The sequence below is a fragment of the Colwellia sp. NW0002-52-1 genome, from assembly GCF_057550865.1.
The window spans coordinates 75,349-93,979 of the sequence record NZ_BAAJLU010000015.1 but is presented as its reverse complement, the minus strand read 5'-3'; the positions used below and the strand labels follow the sequence as shown (position 1 = coordinate 93,979).

The window sequence follows — 18,631 nt, the reverse complement described above, 5'->3', positions numbered from 1 at the left end:
ATGGGTAATATTTATTATGTCAGGTAATACTTTCGGGAAGTTATTTACGGTCACTTCATTCGGTGAAAGCCATGGTTTAGGCTTAGGTGCTATCATTGATGGTTGTCCTCCAGGTTTAGAACTTTGCGAGGCAGATTTACAACACGATCTTGATCGTCGTCGACCTGGCAAGTCTCGATTTACTACTGCTCGTCGTGAAGCTGATGAAGTTAAAATAATGTCAGGTGTTTTTGAAGGAAAAACCACCGGTACTCCAATTGGTTTATTAATCGAAAACACCGATCAACGCTCGCAAGATTATGGTGATATCGCAAAAACTTTTCGCCCTGGACATGCCGATTATACCTACTGGCAGAAGTATGGTATTCGTGATTATCGTGGTGGCGGTCGTTCTTCAGCACGTGAAACCGCTATGCGTGTTGCTGCTGGCGCCGTGGCAAAAAAATATTTAAAGCAAAAGTTTGGTATTACTATTCAAGCTTGTGTTACTCAAATTGGCGAAGTTTGTGCAGAGAATATTGATTGGAATGTTGTAGAAGAAAATCCATTTTTCTTTCCAGATGCGAACAAACTTGAGCAATTAGATGAATTATTACGTGGCATTATGCGTGAAAAAGATTCTATAGGCGCAAAGTTAATGGTTGTTGCGAACAATGTTCCGGTTGGTTTAGGCGAGCCTATTTTTGACCGATTAGATGCTGAAATTGCTCATGCTTTAATGGGGATTAATGCCGTTAAAGCTGTTGAAGTTGGAGATGGCTTTGGTGTTGTTAATCAAAAAGGCTCGCAGCATAGAGATGAATTAACTCCTGACGGTTTTGCCTCTAATCACGCAGGTGGTGTTTTAGGTGGCATATCTTCAGGACAGCCTATTGTGGCATCTATCGCTTTAAAACCAACTTCTAGTATCGGTGTTAGTGGTAAAACCGTTGATCTTGAGGGGGCTTCTGCAGATATCGTGACTAAAGGCCGTCATGATCCATGTGTGGGCATTCGTGCGGTACCTATTGCTGAAGCTATGTTAGCGTTAACGTTAATGGATCACTACTTAAGACATAGAGCGCAGAATATGGATGTAGTGTGTCAAACGCCGGATATTGAAGGCAAGTAAAATAGAATTCAGCCCTTTTAAAACAAAAAAAGCTAGAAGTTTAATCTTCTAGCTTTTTTATTACTGAACTTTTAGAGGTATAAATCGATTAACGACTATTTTACTTCTTCACCAGCGGCTTGTTTATCAGCATGATAGCTTGAACGTACTAATGGACCACAGGCTGCGTGATCAAAGCCCATTTTGTCAGCTTCACGTTTGAACATGTCAAAGTCATCAGGATGTACGTAACGTTCAACGGGTAAATGATGTTTACTTGGCTGTAAGTATTGGCCAATAGTTAACATAGTTACACCATGTGCACGCAAATCGCGCATCACTTGTAAAATTTCTTCGTTAGTTTCACCTAAGCCAACCATTAAGCCAGATTTAGTCGGAACAGTTGGGTTAGCTTCACCAAACTTTTTCAATAAATCTAAAGACCATTGGTAGTTCGCGCCAGGACGAGCTTTAGTATATAAACGTGGAGCCGTTTCTAAGTTATGGTTAAATACGCCTGGTGGGTGAGTATTTAAAATTTCTAGAGCACGGTCCATACGACCACGAAAATCTGGTACTAATATTTCTACTTTAGTGTGTGGAGAATGCTCGGCAATTTCGGTGATACAATCAACAAACTGCTGTGCGCCACCGTCACGTAAATCATCGCGATCAACTGAAGTAATAACCACGTATTTTAGTTTCATATCTTTTAGCGTTAACGCTAATTTACGTGGCTCTTCTTTATCGGCGGCTAATGGGCGACCATGACCTACATCACAAAATGGGCAACGACGAGTACATATGTCGCCAAGAATCATGAAGGTTGCGGTACCGTGGTTAAAACACTCTGTTAAATTTGGGCAAGAAGCTTCTTCGCAAACCGAGTGTAAATCATGTTTACGCAGTGCTGCTTTTATACTATCTATACGCTCTGAACTTTTTGGCAGTTTAATACGTAACCAATCTGGTTTTCTTAGCATAGTTTCACGCTCTGAAGTAACCACTTTAATTGGTATATGAGCCATTTTCTCGGCATCGCGTAATTTAGTGCCTGGGGTAATGCGTGATGATTTAGTGGTCATGTACTGTTTCCAATCCCGTTTGATAAGATAAATGCTGAGTGTTTAATAATTCACTAAGATGTTTAACCAGTGATTCACCCGCTTGTTTTACAGTGGCAGGGCCCTGTAAATCGATAGTTTGTATCATTTCTAAACCTTGATAACCACAAGGGTTAATGCGCAAAAATGGCGATAAATCCATATTTACGTTTAAAGCTAAGCCATGAAAAGAGCAGCCTCTGCGTACTCTTAGGCCTAAAGATGCAATTTTTTTATCGTTAACATAAACACCTGGAGCATCGGGCTTTGCATTAGCGTTAATATCAAAATCGGCCATTGAAGCAACAATACCATTTTCAATAAGGGTAACTAATTGCCTTACCCCCATTTTTCGGCGGCGTAAGTTGATCATAAAGTAGATCACTTGCTGTCCAGGACCGTGATAAGTAACTTGTCCACCTCGGTCGACTTTTACCACAGGAATATCACCAGGCATTAATAGATGTTCATCTTTACCTGCCTGGCCTTGAGTAAATACTGGCGGATGCTCTACTAGCCAAAGTTCGTCAGGGGTGTGTTCATCTCGATCATCGGTGAAATTTTGCATGGCATGCCAAACATCGACATAGTCGAGGTTATTCAGTTGCCGAATAATCAATGTGTCTTTCAAAATACATCTCTATCGATTTTATTTCGCATATTATAGCCAAATAGTAAATGGAATACACCGGATAAAAAGTAAGGCTTAAAGTACGTAGCGCACTTGCTCAATTGCGTTTAACGTTTTATATATTTTTTCTATGTGATCTTTACTGGTAACTGTCACCGCAACTGAAATTGAGTGGTAGTTGCCTTTAGAACTTGGCTTTATTTTAGGCGCATAATCACCAGGGGTATGCTTTTGTAACTCACCAACCACCAGATCGGGTAATTCATCACATGCTATACCCATAACTTTAAAGTTTAACACGGTAGGGAAGTCTAGTAATTCATCAAACTTAGTATTCATTTATTTTCTCTTTATACGGTAAAACAACGCTTTAAAGGTTGTTTTAAGTGGTTGGGAAATTCAATAAAATGAAATATTCCAAGTCACTTGAAATTATTAATGTGTTTGCATCAGCAAATTGGCGACATTTTAACATTATTTGTTAAGAATGTGACCAATTGCCGAGACTTTATTGGCTATAAATGGGGGAGGTATTACTTTATTTCAATGTTCATTGGCTATTTAATTATTCAATGCATAGCGCAGCATTAGATATTATAAATAAAAAACTCAGCCGAAGCTGAGTTTTGTTAATAAAGTTTATAGTCGGTAATGATAACTACACTAGTCAGCAAATTGCTGCTTAACGTAGTCCATTAATTTGTTGAACATGCTGCCTTCATTCACCTCTTGCAATGTTACTAAAGGGTATTGAGCAATATCTTCACCGTCAAGCTGTAAAAACAACTTACCAACTACTGCGCCTTTTTGTAGCGGAGCAGTTAATTGTTTGTCTAATTCAAAATTTGCTTGTAGATTTTTGCGTTGACCACGAGGAATGGTAATTGGGGTATCAACCATAATGCCTAAATCTACTTCTTTACGATCGCCCATCCAAACGCGGTTACTAACAAATTTTTCACCGGCTTTATAAGGTGTATAAGTTTCAAAAAAACGAAAGCCATAGTTAAGTAATTTTTTACTTTCCACTTTACGAGCGCGTTCACTTTCTGTGCCCATCACTACGCTTACTAAACGCATGTCACCTTTGGTGGCTGAAGTTACTAAACTATAACCTGCTTGTGAAGTGTGACCGGTTTTTAAGCCATCAACATTCATGCTTTTATCCCACAACAAGCTGTTGCGGTTATATTGCTTGATGTTGTTATAAGTAAACGATTTTTGGCTGTAAAGTTTGTACTCTTCAGGCACATCACGGATTAAGGCAATAGCCAAAGTCGCCATATCTCTAGCCGTTGTTTTGTGCTCTTTGCTATCTAAGCCATGACTGTTTTCAAAGAAGCTACTGTGCATGCCTAATTGCTCAGCGTGAGCATTCATTAACTGAGCAAAAGCGCCTTCGCTACCCGCAATATGCTCTGCCATAGCTACACATGCGTCGTTACCGGATGCAACGATAATACCTTGATTAAGCAAACTAACTGGTACTTCTGTGCCTACTTCGATAAACATTTTTGATGACTCGGGGAAGTTCTTTGCCCAGGCTTTTTCACTAATTCTTACCGGGTCTTCATTACTGATATTACCGCTAGCCAGCTCTTTACCAATTATGTAGCTTGTCATCATTTTGGTTAAACTTGCTGGCGCTAGTAAAATATCAGCATTACTTTGTGCAATAACTTTACCTGTAGCATAGTCAATTAAAATATGACCTTTTGCATTAACCTCAGGCGCTGACGGGATAATAGTTTGAGCGTGAGAGAAAGAGCAAACACTTAATAATACCGAACCTAAAAAGGTTAATAACTTTATCGGCTTCTTAGTCGCTTGAATAAACTTGATTTGGGGCATAATTGTCCTACAGCACTATCGATTAATGGAGGTTGTATATATTTAACGGAGTATAACATTTTTCATTTTGAATTCTAATGAGCTCGTACATCAATTTGTTACCATTGATGAATTTGGTTTGTTATCTATAAAGCTTCGCTCGTAGTCTTCTCTTTTTCTGGAGAAAGAGCAATGTTTAAAATAACCTTAACGTCGAATAAAAGCTTTTGGATAGCCACTATCTTTTATAACGACTAATAAACGCGATAATTCTTCCTCAGTTAATATCGGACCAACTAGAACACGAAAAATTCCATTTATTTCTTCTATTTGTGTATTACTGTTATGGTTTTGCATTAATGCTTTCGAAATTTTACTTGCTTGCAGCTTACTTTTACTTGCAAATACTTGAATAAATTGCTTTTTCAACGCTAGGTTTGTTGAGGGAGGCTCTTTCTTAAGTACTTTTACAGATGAGCTATTAGCAACTTTTGCAACTTCGGCTTGTGCTAAAGGTACTGCTTCTGTGGTGTTAGATGTGAAGTGCGGCAAATTATGTTGTAGCTGAGCTAAGGTCTCAGCAGTAAAATCATTAATTGCGGTAATAGTAACATTCGCTGTGCCTGTTTTTAGCATATCGAGTTTATAAGCCGCGCTGTATGATAAGTCGATGATTCGGTCTTGATGAAATGGCCCGCGATCATTTACCCGCACAATAACGAATTTTCCATTGCTATTATTGACCACTTTTAAATAGGTAGGTAAGGGCAAATTTTTATGTGCGGCGCTCATCGCGTACATGTCGTAAATTTCACCGTTAGAGGTTAAATGGCCGTGAAATTTTTTACCGTACCAAGATGCTGTACCTGTTTGACTAAAGTTTTCAGCCGTTTTTAAAACTTTATAATGCTGGCCAAATACTTGGTAATGTTTATTACCGCCGCGACTGTGTGCTTCTGCTCTAGGGGTAGCATTTAGAAGTTCATTAGCGTTTGGCACACGTGTTGGTGTGCTGTCATGCTTTTGCTGATATCGGCTGGTATGGGTGCTACAAGCTGACATTATGATTAACGTTATGTAAAAGCAAATAAGCTGTGAAGTATTTAATTTTGCCATAAATAACGGGTACTCTTTGTAATATGTTCGTTGTGTTACGAGAATTTTGCGTTAACTATTAAAGCGTCTATGCGTACTAACAGCCATTAGAATGCCAAATCCTGCCATTAATGTCACCATAGAAGTACCACCATAACTCACCAAAGGTAAAGGCACGCCCACCACAGGCAATAAACCTGAAACCATGCCTATATTTACAAAAACATAAACAAAGAAAGTTAAGGTTAAGCTGCCAGCTAGCAGTTTAGTAAATGCATGCTGAGCATTGACCGCAATCCATAAGCCGCGCATAACTATTGCTAAATATACCGTTAGTAATAAGCCCACACCAATCAAGCCAAACTCTTCGCTAAATACGGCAAAGATAAAATCGGTATGACGCTCGGGTAAAAACTCTAGCTGAGATTGAGTACCTTGTAACCAACCTTTACCGTCGATACCACCTGAGCCAATCGCTATCTTAGATTGAATGATGTGATAACCAGAGCCGAGTGGATCTTGCTCTGGGTTTAAAAAGGTTAATACACGTTGTTTTTGATAAGGCTTCATCAAAAACATCCACAAAATAGGGGCGAATGCTGAAGCTAAGCCAACGCAAGCACCAATAAGTTTCCAGCTAGCGCCAGCGAGGAAAATAACAAAAATTCCAGAACTAGCAATAAGTAGAGATGTGCCTAAATCAGGTTGTCTAGCGATAAGTAAGGTCGGTAAAAGTACCAAAATAAAGGCGATTATTATTTTCGACATTTTAATGGGTAAGTCATGTTGGCTGACATACCATGCGATCATTATTGGTACTACTAGTTTCATTATTTCAGAAGGTTGAAACTTAGTTACACCAAGGTCTAGCCAACGTTGAGCGCCTTTGCCTACATGACCAAACAGTAATACTGCGGTTAAAAGCATTAAACCAATAACGAACACAGGTACCGCCCATTTTCTATAAGATAATGGGGGGATTTGCGCAACTATAAACATAGCAAGAAGCGCCAAACCAACTCGTTTTGCGTGTCTTATTAATACGGCCGACTCTTGTCCGCCCGCGCTATAAACGACAAATAATCCGAGTGCCATTAACGCTAAAATACCGCTTAATAAGGGTAAGTCAATGTGTAATCGTTGCCAGAAGGTTCGTGGTCTTTGCTGATCGTGTCCGGTACTACGCACTAAGGATTACCTGCTATATTTTCAATGTGCTGATGATAAGTATCGTTGTGTAAACTATGCTTTTGAGGTTTTTTACTGACAATTTCTCGATCACCAAAGTATTGGTCCATTATTTGTCTAGCCACAGGAGCCGCATTGGTTCCCCCTCCGCCTTTAGCGACATTTTCTATTGCTACAGCAACAACAATCTCAGGGTTTTCGTAAGGGGCAAAGGCGATGAACATAGCATTATCACGCTTACTTTCTTTTACTTTAGTGGCGTCGTATTCTTCATCTTGTGCAATATTAGCCGTTTGAGCTGAACCGGTTTTACCGGCCGCGTCATATTTACTACCTTTAAATGCGCTATAGCCGGTTGCGCCAACTTTTTGCACTGTGTTGTGTAAGCCATCTAGTACTACGTCCCAGCTTTTATTATTTTTAAGAATAATGGGGGCTTTTTCATCAACCACATATTGGGTAACTAAAGGAGCTTCTGCTACAACCCCTTCTTCGTCAATAACAATTTCACTGGTCGATTTTAATAAATGCGGGACTTTAATTTGTCCTTTATTAACTAAAATAGATATCGCTTGTGATAACTGTAATGGAGTAACAGACCAGTAACTTTGTCCTATACCTACCGACAACGTTTCTCCGGTATACCAAGCTTTATTGTAACGCTCTCTTTTCCATTCAATGCTTGGCATAATGGCACGGCTTTCTTCATGAAGATCAATACCAGTGTAATCACCAAAACCAAACTTTCTCATCATTTTACTAATTTTGGTAATACCAAGCTTATAAGCCAAATCGTAGTAATAAACATTACAAGATTGTTCTAGCGATTTAGTTAAGTTGACCTTGCCATGCCCCCATTTCTTCCAATCACGGCGCTTCGTTTCAATACCGGGAAGTTGATAAAAGCCAGGGTCATAAATTTCTGTTTCTGGTGTAATTATACCATCGTCTAAACCGGTAAGCGCAAGTAATGGCTTAATGGTAGAAGCGGGGGGATAACCTTGTACGGCACGATTTAGTAGCGGCTTGTTGCTTTCTGGCGCTAAGAGTTTTTTATATTTTTTACTACTAATACCATGTACAAACAGGTTGCCATCGAAACTAGGATTTGAATACATAGCCAGTACGCCACCATCTCTAGGATCAATCGCGACAATAGCGCCACGCTTGCCAGACAACGCTCGTTTTGCGATCATTTGTAGTTCAATGTCTAAAGTGAGTGTTAAGTCTTTTCCTGGAATTGGCGGGGTAAAATTTAATGTTCGAATAACACGGCCTAAGTTATTTATTTCAACTTCTTGATGCCCAATAGTTCCGTGCAAAATGTCTTGGTAATATTTTTCTAAACCTAGCTTACCTATGTTCCGAGTAGCAGCGTAGTTTTCTGCTAAGCCTTTTTTTTCAAGCTCAAGCGAGTCTCGACCATTGATACGAGCTACATAACCGAGGGAATGAGTGGTTAAATCTGCAAACGGATAATAGCGCTTTAAACGAGCATCAATAAAAAAACCAGGGAATTTATGCTGATTAACCGAAAATAACGACACTTGCTGTTCGCTTAATCGAGAGTAAAGTTCTATTGGCTTAAAGCGACGTTTGCTTTTTACTGCTTTAAGTAATTCGTCTTGCTTTTCTTGGCTGATATCTAAAAGCAGACCTACCTCGGCTAAACTACGCTTAATATCTGTTACTTGCTCAGGGATCACTTCTAAGCTGTAAACGGGTGTGTTATCAGCGAGTAATACGCCATTTCTATCGTAAATTAAGCCTCTGTTGGGTGCTACAGGCAATAGTTTAATGCGGTTGGAGTTAGAGCGAGTTTGATATTTTTGATAAGAATTAACGCCAAGATCATAAATATTACTGAATAGCAGCAAAGATAATACAATTACGCCCATAAAGGTAATAAAAGTTCGGCGTGCAAATAAATTGGCTTCAGCGCTATGGTTTCTAATGGCTACGCGTTTTTTTCGAGCCATTATTTATTCTCTATGATAAGGGTGGTTGTTATTAATTGACCAAGCACGATAAAGGCTTTCTGCTACGATAACTCTAACCATAGGGTGTGGTAATGTCAGTGGCGATAGTGACCACTTTTGCTCAGACGCTTCAATACATGCTGGCGCTAAACCTTCAGGGCCACCGACAAGCAAAGCAACATCTCTGCTATCAACATGCCAACGATCAAGTTGTTTAGCAAGCTGAGGCGTTGTCCAAGGTTTACCTTCAACTTCTAACGTTACAATGCGATTACCTTTTGGAATGGCTGCTAGAGTTTGCTCACCTTCTTTTTCAAGAATACGAGCAATATCGGCATTTTTTCCACGTTTACCGGGCGGTATTTCGACTAAATGGAAGCTCATATCACGTGGGAATCGGCGACAATATTCGTTGAAGCCTTGGCTAACCCATGCCGGCATTTTATTACCAACAGCATATAAGGTAATGCGCATTGTTGTTTAGATTATTCCCAAAGTTGTTCTAGTTGATAACGATCGCGAATTTCATCAGTCATCACGTGAACAATTACATCACCTAAATCAACTAAAGACCATTCACCAATATCATTTCCTTCAACACCTAACGCTTCAACACCGGCAGCGCGAGATTCAATAACAAGTGATTGAGCAATGGAAATAACGTGACGTTTTGAGTTACCTGAGCAAACTAACATGTAGTCTGTGAAACCTGACTTTTTAGATACATCTAAAGTGACGATATCTCGGCCTTTCATATCTTCTATTTTTTCGGTAACAAAAGTAATTAGTTCTGAACTTTGCAAAGTGGGATCTCTATAATTAGCAATAATCGGCGATAATAACATTAATTTGTTTGTCAGTTAACCATCTAATGTTGTTGTAAGCATGTTTTTTACACAACAATGGATTTATTTCGCTATGAAGGAACTAAAAGTAGTCTTAAATAGTGCCAATATCTAGAAAGCTTGGCCATTTAAGAGGAAGGCTAAACACTTAGTTAATATTTTAGTTAACCTGAACTCTGGATAATGAGTACTTGATACTCAAGTGAATCAAAAACTTAGGTGGCAAAGTAAATGCTATAGCAAGGTGAACATCACGAATAGATACCATCAATGCTTCATTTTATGCCATTTGCAAGGCAAAACGCTTATGAATAGCGCGCTATTTATCGACGTTTTAACGCAGATAATGGGTTAAAAGGGAGGGTTGAGCAAGTGCTGCTTATCCAGAGTTCAGGTTAGTTATAAAGCTTATGTTGTTTTATATAATCATAAACCTGTTTGGGTAAGTCTTGGCGATAGTCCATGCCCGATTTAATTTTTGCTCTAATTTCGGTTGATGAAACATTTACAGCTTGGCTCTCATGTATCAAGATCAGTCCTGTTTTTTGAGGCTGTATTTCTACCAGATTGTAAATTAGACGATCTTTCAATTCCGGTGCAAGTAACGTTTCTAGTGATTGATGATTATAACCAGGGCGAATATTAACCACCAAATTACATAGGGTTAAAATGTCTTGCCAGCCATGCCAGGTTGTAAATGTGAGCAGAGAGTCCATCCCCATAATAAAGTATAAATCTGCCTCGGGTTGCTCAGCTTTTATTTCTTTTAAAGTATCAAGAGTATAAGAGCGGCTTTGTCGATTAAGTTCACGATTATCTAGGTGGAAAACTGGGTCGGTATTACAGGCCAGCAATACCATGTTTGCACGATGTTTTACGTTGGCATGGGTGCCAAGCTTATGAGGGGGAATATGAGCGGGAATTAAAAATAACTGTTCAGCGTTTAGCCATTTTGCGGTTTCTTGTGCAGGTAAAATATGACCAAAATGAATAGGATCAAAAGTTCCGCCGAGTAACGCGATAAGCTTTGGCGCCGATTGTTTAGCTATATTCATAATCTAAACTGTAACCCTGACTTAACTCACTATGAAATAAGCTAATAAAAACATCACTGAGCAAAATAAATTCGTTAAAATCGCTACTGGTTTTACTCAGTAAATCGACCTGTGCTAGCCTCGCTAGCGCTTGTTCAGCATTGCTTAAAGTAATGTGCTTTAAAGCATGTTGATATAAAGGTTTTTTCTTTTCCCATATGCGATATTGTTTAAAAATATCGTTGATACTGCTGCCTTGCTTTATTTGTTCTAACATTGCATAAAGTTGGCTTATTTCTTTATGTACAACCCAAACTAATTGGCCAAAGGCGCTACCGTCGTGCTGCATTTGATCTAAAATTTTAAAACATTTTTTTAGATCGCCAATAAGCATGGTGTCAATCAGTTGAAAGGGGCTAAATCTCGCTTGTTTAATGAAAAGCGTTTCAGCGTCTTCAAAAGTTACGGTTTGATGAGCGAACAATATTGATAGTTTTTGTAATTCTTGCGCTAATGCCGGGAGGTTACCTTCAAATAGCTCGGCCATTAAATCAATAACATCAGGTGCTAGCGTAAGCTGTAATTGCCGTGCTTGATTATTAAGCCATTGTTTTAATTGCTTACCTTCTACGTCGTATAAAGGTACAAAGCAGCCGGCAGCCTCTAGAGATTTAAACCATTTACGTTTTTGTGTTGCAGCATCAAGTTTTGGACCATAAAATATTAATTGAATGTCTTGATGTAACATAGCGAGTAACTGTGCAATACCTTTTGCACCATTATCACCAATTTTCCCTGATGTGAATTCAATTTCAATAATACGTAATGGCGAAAACAAGCTCATTGACTGGTACTCTTGAAAAAGTTCGTCCCAATCAAATTTATCGTCAATACTAAAGCGTATTATTTCGCTGAAACCTTGCTTTTTCGCGTGCTGTTTAATTTTTTCTAATGCATCGTTTTTTTGCCATAACTCATCACCAAACACCAACCATATCGGTTTGAAACCTTGGTTTAGTGTGTTGTCGAGTTGATTGTGATAAATGCGCATGTCATTTACCTACAGCTGGATACTAGCCATATCACGTAAGATTTTATTAGCCGCTTCTGTACGCATTTCTCTAAGCATTAACGATAACTCACGACTTTTGGCGAGGGCAATATCAGGATCATCTTGATAGTCTCGGTTCAGCTCAAAGCGAAAGTTTTGAATATCTTGTCCTGGGATTAAGATTTGATAACGAACGGTATAGATAAGTTCGTATTCAGCAACTTGGCCATTTGGAAAAACCGAAAGCGTTCTTCTGTCTAAGTTGTCTTGCAACATGCGCATTTGTGGAATAGCGTCATCGCTTTTTTGCACTAAATTTACATTGTTTATCGTTAAATGCTGCTTAACTAAACGGGTAAGTTCACCGTATTGGTCAACCGAACTAAAGGCTATAGTTTGTAATTCAGGAGCTAATAAATAATTTCCACGCAATTGAAAACCACAACCCGTAATTAGCGCTAAAATTAAGCTTAATGAGAGTAGTTTACTTATACGGTTCATGATCATTTGCTTCATAAAGTGTTCACTTTTTAATGGAAAAAACGTTATCAGTACATAACTCAAAACAGCATTATGTACTGATAATTGTTGGTAACATTGTTAATCATTAATTTATTTACTTAATGATTAACACATTAGCAAGCGTGTAATTTAGTTAGCAACAATGTTGAGTAGCTTGCCCGGAACATAAATAACTTTACGGACAGTTTTACCTTCAATAAATTTGCTAACATTTTCATCGTTAAAACCTATTTCTTCAACAGCTTCTTTGCTTGCATCAGCTGAAACGGTAATTTTAGCACGCAGTTTACCGTTAACTTGTACGATTATTAGCTTTTCATCTTCAACTAAAGCACTGTCGTCAACGATGGGCCATGCGGTATTTTCAACTGGGTTACCATCGCCAATCATCGACCATAAATGATGGCTAAGATGAGGCACAATGGGCGTTAACATTAACACTACTGCGCGAATGGCTTCATGCATTACTACGCGGTCTTCTTCACTGGCAATACTGGCTTTACCTAAGTGATTCATTAATTCCATAATCGCAGCAATAGCGGTGTTGAAGGTATTACGGCGACCAATATCATCAGTAACTTTAGTAATGGTTTTGTGTAACTCGCGGCGTAATAATTTTTGTGCAGACGTTAACGTTAAACCAGCGATATTGGGTGCCGTTGCAGAAACTTCTGCCGCTTGTGTAAAGTCGTAAGTTAATTTCCAAACACGCTTTAAGAAGCGATGTGCGCCTTCCACACCTGAGTCAGACCATTCTAATGTTTGCTCTGGTGGAGAAGTAAACATAATGAATAATCTTACGGTATCAGCACCATAAAGGTTGATAACTTCTTGAGGGTCAATACCGTTATTTTTAGATTTAGACATTTTGCTCATGCCAGCAGAAATAACCGGTTTGCCATCTACTTTGCTTACAGCAGCCGTTACTTGGCCTTTTTCATCTCGCTCTACATCAACATCAGATGGGGCAATCCAGTCTTGTCCACCATTATCGGCTTCACGATAGTATGTATCAGCTAAAACCATGCCTTGACACAGTAACTTTTTAAACGGTTCGTCAGACGTAACTAGACCAGCATCGCGAAGTAATTTATGGAAAAAACGCGCATAAAGTAAATGTAAAATAGCATGTTCAATACCACCAATGTATTGATCAACAGGTAGCCAGTAATTGGCTTTAGCTGGGTCTAACATTTGTGTATCGTCGTTTGGTGAACAGTAACGTGCGTAATACCATGATGATTCCATGAAGGTATCAAAAGTGTCGGTTTCACGAAATGCTTCTTCGCCGTTATAGGTAGTTTTTGCCCATTCTGGATTATCTTTAATCGGCGATGTTACACCGTTCATGATTACATCTTCAGGTAGCTCTACAGGTAATTGGTCTGCAGGTACAGGCACAGACTCACCATTAGCCAGATGCATCATCGGAATAGGTGTACCCCAATAGCGTTGTCGAGATACCCCCCAATCGCGCAAACGATAATTAACGGTAACTTTACCTTTATTTTCGCTGATTAATTTATCAGAAATAGCTTTAAAGCCTTCCTCAAAATTCAAACCGTCAAACTCACCTGAATTAACGAGAATATTTTTTTCTAAAATTGCAGCTTTAGTTACGTCATCGCTTTCTGAACCAGCGATAACTTGTTTAATTGGCAAACCATATTTAGTGGCGAACTCCCAGTCACGTTGGTCATGACCTGGTACTGACATAACCGCACCTGAGCCATAATCCATTAATACAAAGTTTGCTGCCCAAACGGGAACAATATCACCACTAATTGGATGAATAGCTTTTAGGCCGGTATCAACACCTTTTTTCTCCATTGTTGCCATGTCGGCTTCAGTAGATTTATTGGTTTTACAACTCTCTATGAACTCTGCAAGCTCAGTATTGTTTTCAGCCGCTGCTAACGCTAATGGATGTTGAGCTGCTAGTGCAACATACGTAACACCCATTAAGGTATCTGGGCGGGTAGTGTATATGTCGAAGCTTTCTGTTGAGTCGGCAACTTGGAAAGTCATTTCAACGCCTTCAGAGCGTCCAATCCAGTTACGTTGCATAGTTTTAACTTGTTCAGGCCAATCGGTTAATTGGTCTAAATCATTAATCAACTCTTCTGCGTAGTCAGTAATTTTAATAAACCACTGTGGAATCTCTTTACGCTCAACTAGCGCGCCTGAACGCCAACCACGGCCATCAATAACTTGTTCATTTGCTAATACGGTTTGATCTACCGGATCCCAGTTTACTGTGGCATTCTTTTTGTACACTAAGCCTTTTTCATAAAGCTGAGTGAAAAACCATTGTTCCCAACGGTAGTAATCTTTTTTACAGGTTGCTAATTCGCGGTTCCAGTCGTAACCAAAACCCAGAGACTTTAATTGGTTACGCATGTAATCAATGTTTTCATAAGTCCATTTTGCTGGCGCAGAGTTGTTTTTTATCGCAGCATTTTCAGCAGGTAAACCAAAAGCGTCCCAACCCATAGGTTGCATTACATTTTTGCCTTGCATACGTTGGTAGCGAGAAATTACATCACCTAAGCTGTAGTTACGCACGTGGCCCATGTGGAGTCGGCCACTTGGATATGGAAACATTGCCAAGCAATAAAACTTTTCTTTTCCTGGGATCTCTTCAGCTTTAAAAGTGTTGTTATCAGTCCAAAACTTCTGAACGTCGGCTTCAATTGATTGGGGATTGTAAATGGATTCCATTAAGATTTCTCAAACACGCGTAAAGTAAGTGCTTCAACCGGCTTTATTGGCAAATTTATGTTGATAAAATTTGTTATTTTAAGGATAGGTTTTAGCGATAAAAATAATCCCGATAGGATACCTTATCTCTAGCCATTGCGACAAGTTAAAGCAGGTTAATGCTGCAGATTTTTCATTTTAAAGCTAACAGAGTCGCGAAAAAGCCAAAATAATGTCTGTTAAGTTAATGTTAGTGTGGTTAATAGTGGCTTTTATCACGTTAATAATTATACTAAAAATAAGCACTAAATGACGGAGGCGTTATGAAAAAAGAACAATCTCGTGTGCAAGATGTTTATCAGAACATCCAGGCTTGGCTTTCAGAAACAAGCGATAAAGAAGTGCGCTCAATCGTTGAGTTAATTGAGCAAGCTAAATTGATACTAATTGCAGCTGAACAAATCCCTGAGCAGCAAGTTAAGCAGTTCATAAGTAATCTAAAATATGATTTAAGTGACTTTTACCAGCAATACCAAGCAGACATTAAGCATTCAGTTTATTTAGATATACTGAATGAAAGTCTTTGGAATAACTTGGCAAAGATAACCGATAAATCACAAGTCGAGTGGTCTGAATTAATGGATGATTTCCAGCATCAAGATGGCTACCATACTGGTGATTTTGTTGGCTTTGGCCAATTGCAATGTCAAGCATGCCAACATTGTGTTACTTACAGCCACGCCAATATGGTTGCCGATTGCCTTGCTTGCGGCGGTAAAGATTTTAATCGCATAAGTTTAACCCCATAAAAGCAACTTTTTCAGCAAGTTATTAATAATGTTTTTGCTGTTAATAGGCATGTCGCTGTACACTATATTTAATGAAGCTGTAGCTTTACTTATCGGATTAAAAAACATTTCGCTGAGTATAACTTTACAGGCTATTAAACTTGCACCTCAAGAGATTTTCTATGACAAATGTGTCAACCAACACGCGCCTTAAACCTCACCAATTAACTGCAGATCTAACGGTTAAGCAATTTGCGAATGCAACACCTACGGCTGAAATAGAACAGGTATTTATTGGTCACGAAAGGGCTAAAGAAGCCTTAACGTTCGGCTTGTCAATGGATGCTCCCGGTTTTAATGTTTATGCTATGGGTGAACATGGTACGGGTCGTCAAACGCTTATTAAACAAATGTTAGCAGCAACCGCCAGCAAAGAACCAACACCTGATGAATGGTGTTATATCAACAATTTTGATGATCCTAATTCACCCCATAATCTATATGTAAGTCCCGGTGATGGTAAGCAATTACTTACTCGAATGAATACATTTATTGATGAGTTAATGGATTTATTCCCTGAAATATTTGATAACCCAGGTTACCAAAGACAAAAAGCGGCGATCGATCGCGAGTTCAACCAAAAATATGATCAAGCTATTACGGAAGTTGAAGAAACAGCATTAAAAAATGACGTGGTACTTTTTGAAGAAAATGGTGAAATTGGCTTTTCACCTTTAGTGGCAGGTAAGCCACTAAATGATAAAGAATTTGCAGAATTAAATGAGCCTAAACGCGCCGATTTTTATGTTTTATTAGCTAAACTTGAAGATATTTTGTCTGAAAAGCTTATTGAGTTGCCGCAATGGAAACGTATTTCATCTGATAAATTACGTAAACTTAAGCATGAAACAGCAGCACAAAGTATTCAGCCTTTTCTAGCCGAATTGGAGTTAGAGTTTGCCAGTAATATTGGTGTGCAAAAATATTTAGCCAAAGTAAAAACACATGTTGTTGACGCTGTTTTAGAGTTATTGGTGGATGAAAGCAATGAAGTGCCCAATGACAAAGACATGCGTAAGTTGATGGTTGAGCGCTTTTTACCTAATTTACTAGTTACCCGAAATGTAGGCGAGGGCGCACCGGTTATTTATGAGCAAAACCCAACCTTTCAAAACCTATTTGGTCATGTTGATTTTGGCAGTTTTCAAGGTGCTAGTTATACAAGCTATCGTCTTATAAGACCGGGTGCTTTGCATAAAGCCAATGGCGGCTACTTATTACTCGAGGCTGATAAATTATTAACACAACCTTTGGTTTGGGCACGCTTAAAGCTAGCGCTAAAAACACAGCAAATTACCATTGAAAATCCACATTTAGAATATGCGCAACCAGGAGCGTTTAGCTTACAACCTGAGAAAATCCCATTAAAAGTAAAAGTCATTTTATTGGGAGACCCAGAAATTTATTACATGCTACAAGATTATGATCAAGAATTTACTGAGTTGTTTAGAGTATTGGCTGACTTTGACCGCCATTTAGATAAAAGTCAGGCTAACTTAAATGATTATGCTAATTTAATTCGCCAACGAGCCCACCGTAATAATTACCCCGAAGTAAGCGATGAAGCGGTTTTAGAATTAGTAAAATACGCGCTAAGACGTGCAGAACATCAGCATAAAATTTCCGCCAATATTGTGCAAGTTAACGACTTATTAGACGAAGCTTATTATTTGTGGAAGTTGTCTGATGCTAAAAATGGTTTGTGTGGTAAACATGTCACGATGGCATTAGCCGCCAAACAACGCAGAACAGGCCGCATGAGCGAAACTTGGTTAGAGGAAATAAAAGAGCGCCAATTACTTATTGATACCGAAGGTGAAAGAATAGGGCGAATAAATGGCTTAACCGTGCTAGAGATTGGCGATAGTGTTTTTGGCACGCCTGCGCGTATAACTTCAACCGTTTATGCCGGCAGCGAAGGCGTAACTGACATTGAACGTGAAGTGGACTTAGGTAAATCCATCCACTCTAAAGGCGTTTTAATTTTAACCGGTTATTTAGGGCATAAATATGGCCAAGAATTTCCAGTAACTATTTCCGCCAATATTGCTATTGAGCAGTCTTATGGCCATATCGACGGCGATAGCGCTTCGATGGCCGAGTTATGTGCCTTGATTTCTGCTATCGCTAAACTGCCAATAAATCAAGGTATTGCCATAACAGGTTCAATGAATCAGCATGGCGAAGTGCAGTCAATTGGTGGTGTAAATGAAAAAATTGAAGGCTTTTATCGCCTCTGTAAAGATAAAGGTTTAACCGGAAAACAAGGGGTTATTATCCCTAAAACTAACACCATTAATTTAATGTTAGCCCCTGAAGTTATTCAGGCAGTAGCAAATGAGCAGTTTGCGATATATGCAGTGGAAAACATTGATCAAGCGATAGAAATTTTAATGTCACACCCTGCAGGAGAAATTACTCGTACAGGCCGATACCCAAGAAAATCGATACACGGAATGGTGCTTGATAAATTATCTGCTTTTTCTGACTTACTCAATGGTGCTGAAGAATAATCATTAATAACGCATAACAGCTTAAAACTTTTCACGTTAAATAAACACGGCAAGCGCCGTGTTTATTGCTTTTCATATAATCCTTAATATTTTAAATATCAATAATTGATTAAAAAATAAGCATAAATCAAATTCTTTTCTATAATGAATTTATCGGCAACATTTTTCGTACTGATCTTTTGCAAAGTATTTATGCAAAAGT

The 18,631-nt window shown here is 38.8% G+C and carries 16 protein-coding genes; 3 read left to right on the top strand and 13 right to left on the bottom strand.

Features of this window, described 5'->3' with window-relative positions; all coding sequences use genetic code 11:
- The first annotated feature begins 16 nt into the window (after positions 1 to 16).
- Positions 17 to 1,111 (top strand): chorismate synthase, encoded by a 1,095-nt coding sequence (gene aroC, locus AC27H3_RS14200; RefSeq protein ID WP_487107173.1) that lies wholly within the window; start codon positions 17 to 19, stop codon positions 1,109 to 1,111.
- A gap of 95 nt (positions 1,112 to 1,206) precedes the next feature.
- On the opposite strand, the gene lipA is transcribed toward aroC, so the two are convergent.
- The 13 genes from lipA to leuS form a co-directional block, all read right to left on the bottom strand.
- Complete coding sequence (gene lipA, locus AC27H3_RS14195; protein ID WP_085301754.1) at positions 1,207 to 2,175, bottom strand: lipoyl synthase; 969 nt, start codon at positions 2,173 to 2,175, stop codon at positions 1,207 to 1,209.
- Positions 2,165 to 2,827 carry a lipoyl(octanoyl) transferase LipB gene (gene lipB / locus AC27H3_RS14190; protein WP_085301756.1) on the bottom strand — a complete coding sequence of 221 codons (663 nt, stop codon included), beginning with the start codon at positions 2,825 to 2,827 and terminating at the stop codon, positions 2,165 to 2,167. The genes lipA and lipB overlap by 11 nt, the downstream gene beginning before the upstream one ends.
- Positions 2,828 to 2,899: 72 nt before the next feature.
- A complete protein-coding gene (ybeD, locus tag AC27H3_RS14185) occupies positions 2,900 to 3,163 on the bottom strand; it encodes a DUF493 family protein YbeD (RefSeq protein ID WP_085301758.1) in 264 nt (87 codons plus the stop codon).
- A 324-nt stretch (positions 3,164 to 3,487) separates the two neighbouring features.
- A complete protein-coding gene (locus tag AC27H3_RS14180; protein WP_487107171.1) occupies positions 3,488 to 4,675 on the bottom strand; it encodes a serine hydrolase in 1,188 nt (395 codons plus the stop codon).
- Positions 4,676 to 4,861: 186 nt separating this feature from the next.
- Positions 4,862 to 5,716, bottom strand: a complete 855-nt coding sequence (locus AC27H3_RS14175) for a septal ring lytic transglycosylase RlpA family protein (RefSeq protein ID WP_487107169.1) — start codon at positions 5,714 to 5,716, stop codon at positions 4,862 to 4,864.
- Between the two features lie 105 nt (positions 5,717 to 5,821).
- Positions 5,822 to 6,937 carry a rod shape-determining protein RodA gene (rodA, locus tag AC27H3_RS14170; protein ID WP_487107168.1) on the bottom strand — a complete coding sequence of 372 codons (1,116 nt, stop codon included), beginning with the start codon at positions 6,935 to 6,937 and terminating at the stop codon, positions 5,822 to 5,824.
- Positions 6,937 to 8,916 (bottom strand): penicillin-binding protein 2, encoded by a 1,980-nt coding sequence (mrdA, locus tag AC27H3_RS14165; protein WP_487107166.1) that lies wholly within the window; start codon positions 8,914 to 8,916, stop codon positions 6,937 to 6,939. Before mrdA ends, rodA begins: the two co-directional genes overlap by 1 nt.
- Before the next feature lie 3 nt (positions 8,917 to 8,919).
- Complete coding sequence (gene rlmH, locus AC27H3_RS14160; RefSeq protein ID WP_085301767.1) at positions 8,920 to 9,390, bottom strand: 23S rRNA (pseudouridine(1915)-N(3))-methyltransferase RlmH; 471 nt, start codon at positions 9,388 to 9,390, stop codon at positions 8,920 to 8,922.
- An 11-nt stretch (positions 9,391 to 9,401) separates the two neighbouring features.
- Entirely contained in the window at positions 9,402 to 9,719 is a 318-nt protein-coding gene (gene rsfS / locus AC27H3_RS14155; RefSeq protein ID WP_487107164.1) for a ribosome silencing factor, read from the bottom strand.
- Positions 9,720 to 10,156: 437 nt separating this feature from the next.
- Positions 10,157 to 10,816, bottom strand: coding sequence for a nicotinate-nucleotide adenylyltransferase (gene nadD, locus AC27H3_RS14150; protein WP_487107163.1), 660 nt, complete (start codon positions 10,814 to 10,816; stop codon positions 10,157 to 10,159).
- The gene (holA, locus tag AC27H3_RS14145) at positions 10,803 to 11,846 is read right to left on the bottom strand and encodes a DNA polymerase III subunit delta (protein ID WP_487107161.1); all 1,044 of its coding nucleotides are present in this window, start codon (positions 11,844 to 11,846) and stop codon (positions 10,803 to 10,805) included. Before holA ends, nadD begins: the two co-directional genes overlap by 14 nt.
- Positions 11,847 to 11,855: 9 nt before the next feature.
- On the bottom strand, positions 11,856 to 12,347 hold the full coding sequence (locus AC27H3_RS14140) for an LPS assembly lipoprotein LptE (RefSeq protein WP_085302359.1): 492 nt from the start codon (positions 12,345 to 12,347) through the stop codon (positions 11,856 to 11,858).
- Between the two features lie 150 nt (positions 12,348 to 12,497).
- Positions 12,498 to 15,089 (bottom strand): leucine--tRNA ligase, encoded by a 2,592-nt coding sequence (leuS, locus tag AC27H3_RS14135; protein ID WP_487107159.1) that lies wholly within the window; start codon positions 15,087 to 15,089, stop codon positions 12,498 to 12,500.
- A gap of 302 nt (positions 15,090 to 15,391) precedes the next feature.
- Between leuS and AC27H3_RS14130 the strand changes: the two genes are divergently transcribed.
- Together AC27H3_RS14130 and AC27H3_RS14125 are read left to right on the top strand one after the other, a co-directional pair.
- Entirely contained in the window at positions 15,392 to 15,877 is a 486-nt protein-coding gene (locus AC27H3_RS14130; protein ID WP_487107158.1) for a zinc ribbon-containing protein, read from the top strand.
- A gap of 161 nt (positions 15,878 to 16,038) precedes the next feature.
- Entirely contained in the window at positions 16,039 to 18,429 is a 2,391-nt protein-coding gene (locus AC27H3_RS14125; protein ID WP_487107157.1) for an AAA family ATPase, read from the top strand.
- Positions 18,430 to 18,631 lie beyond the last annotated feature (202 nt).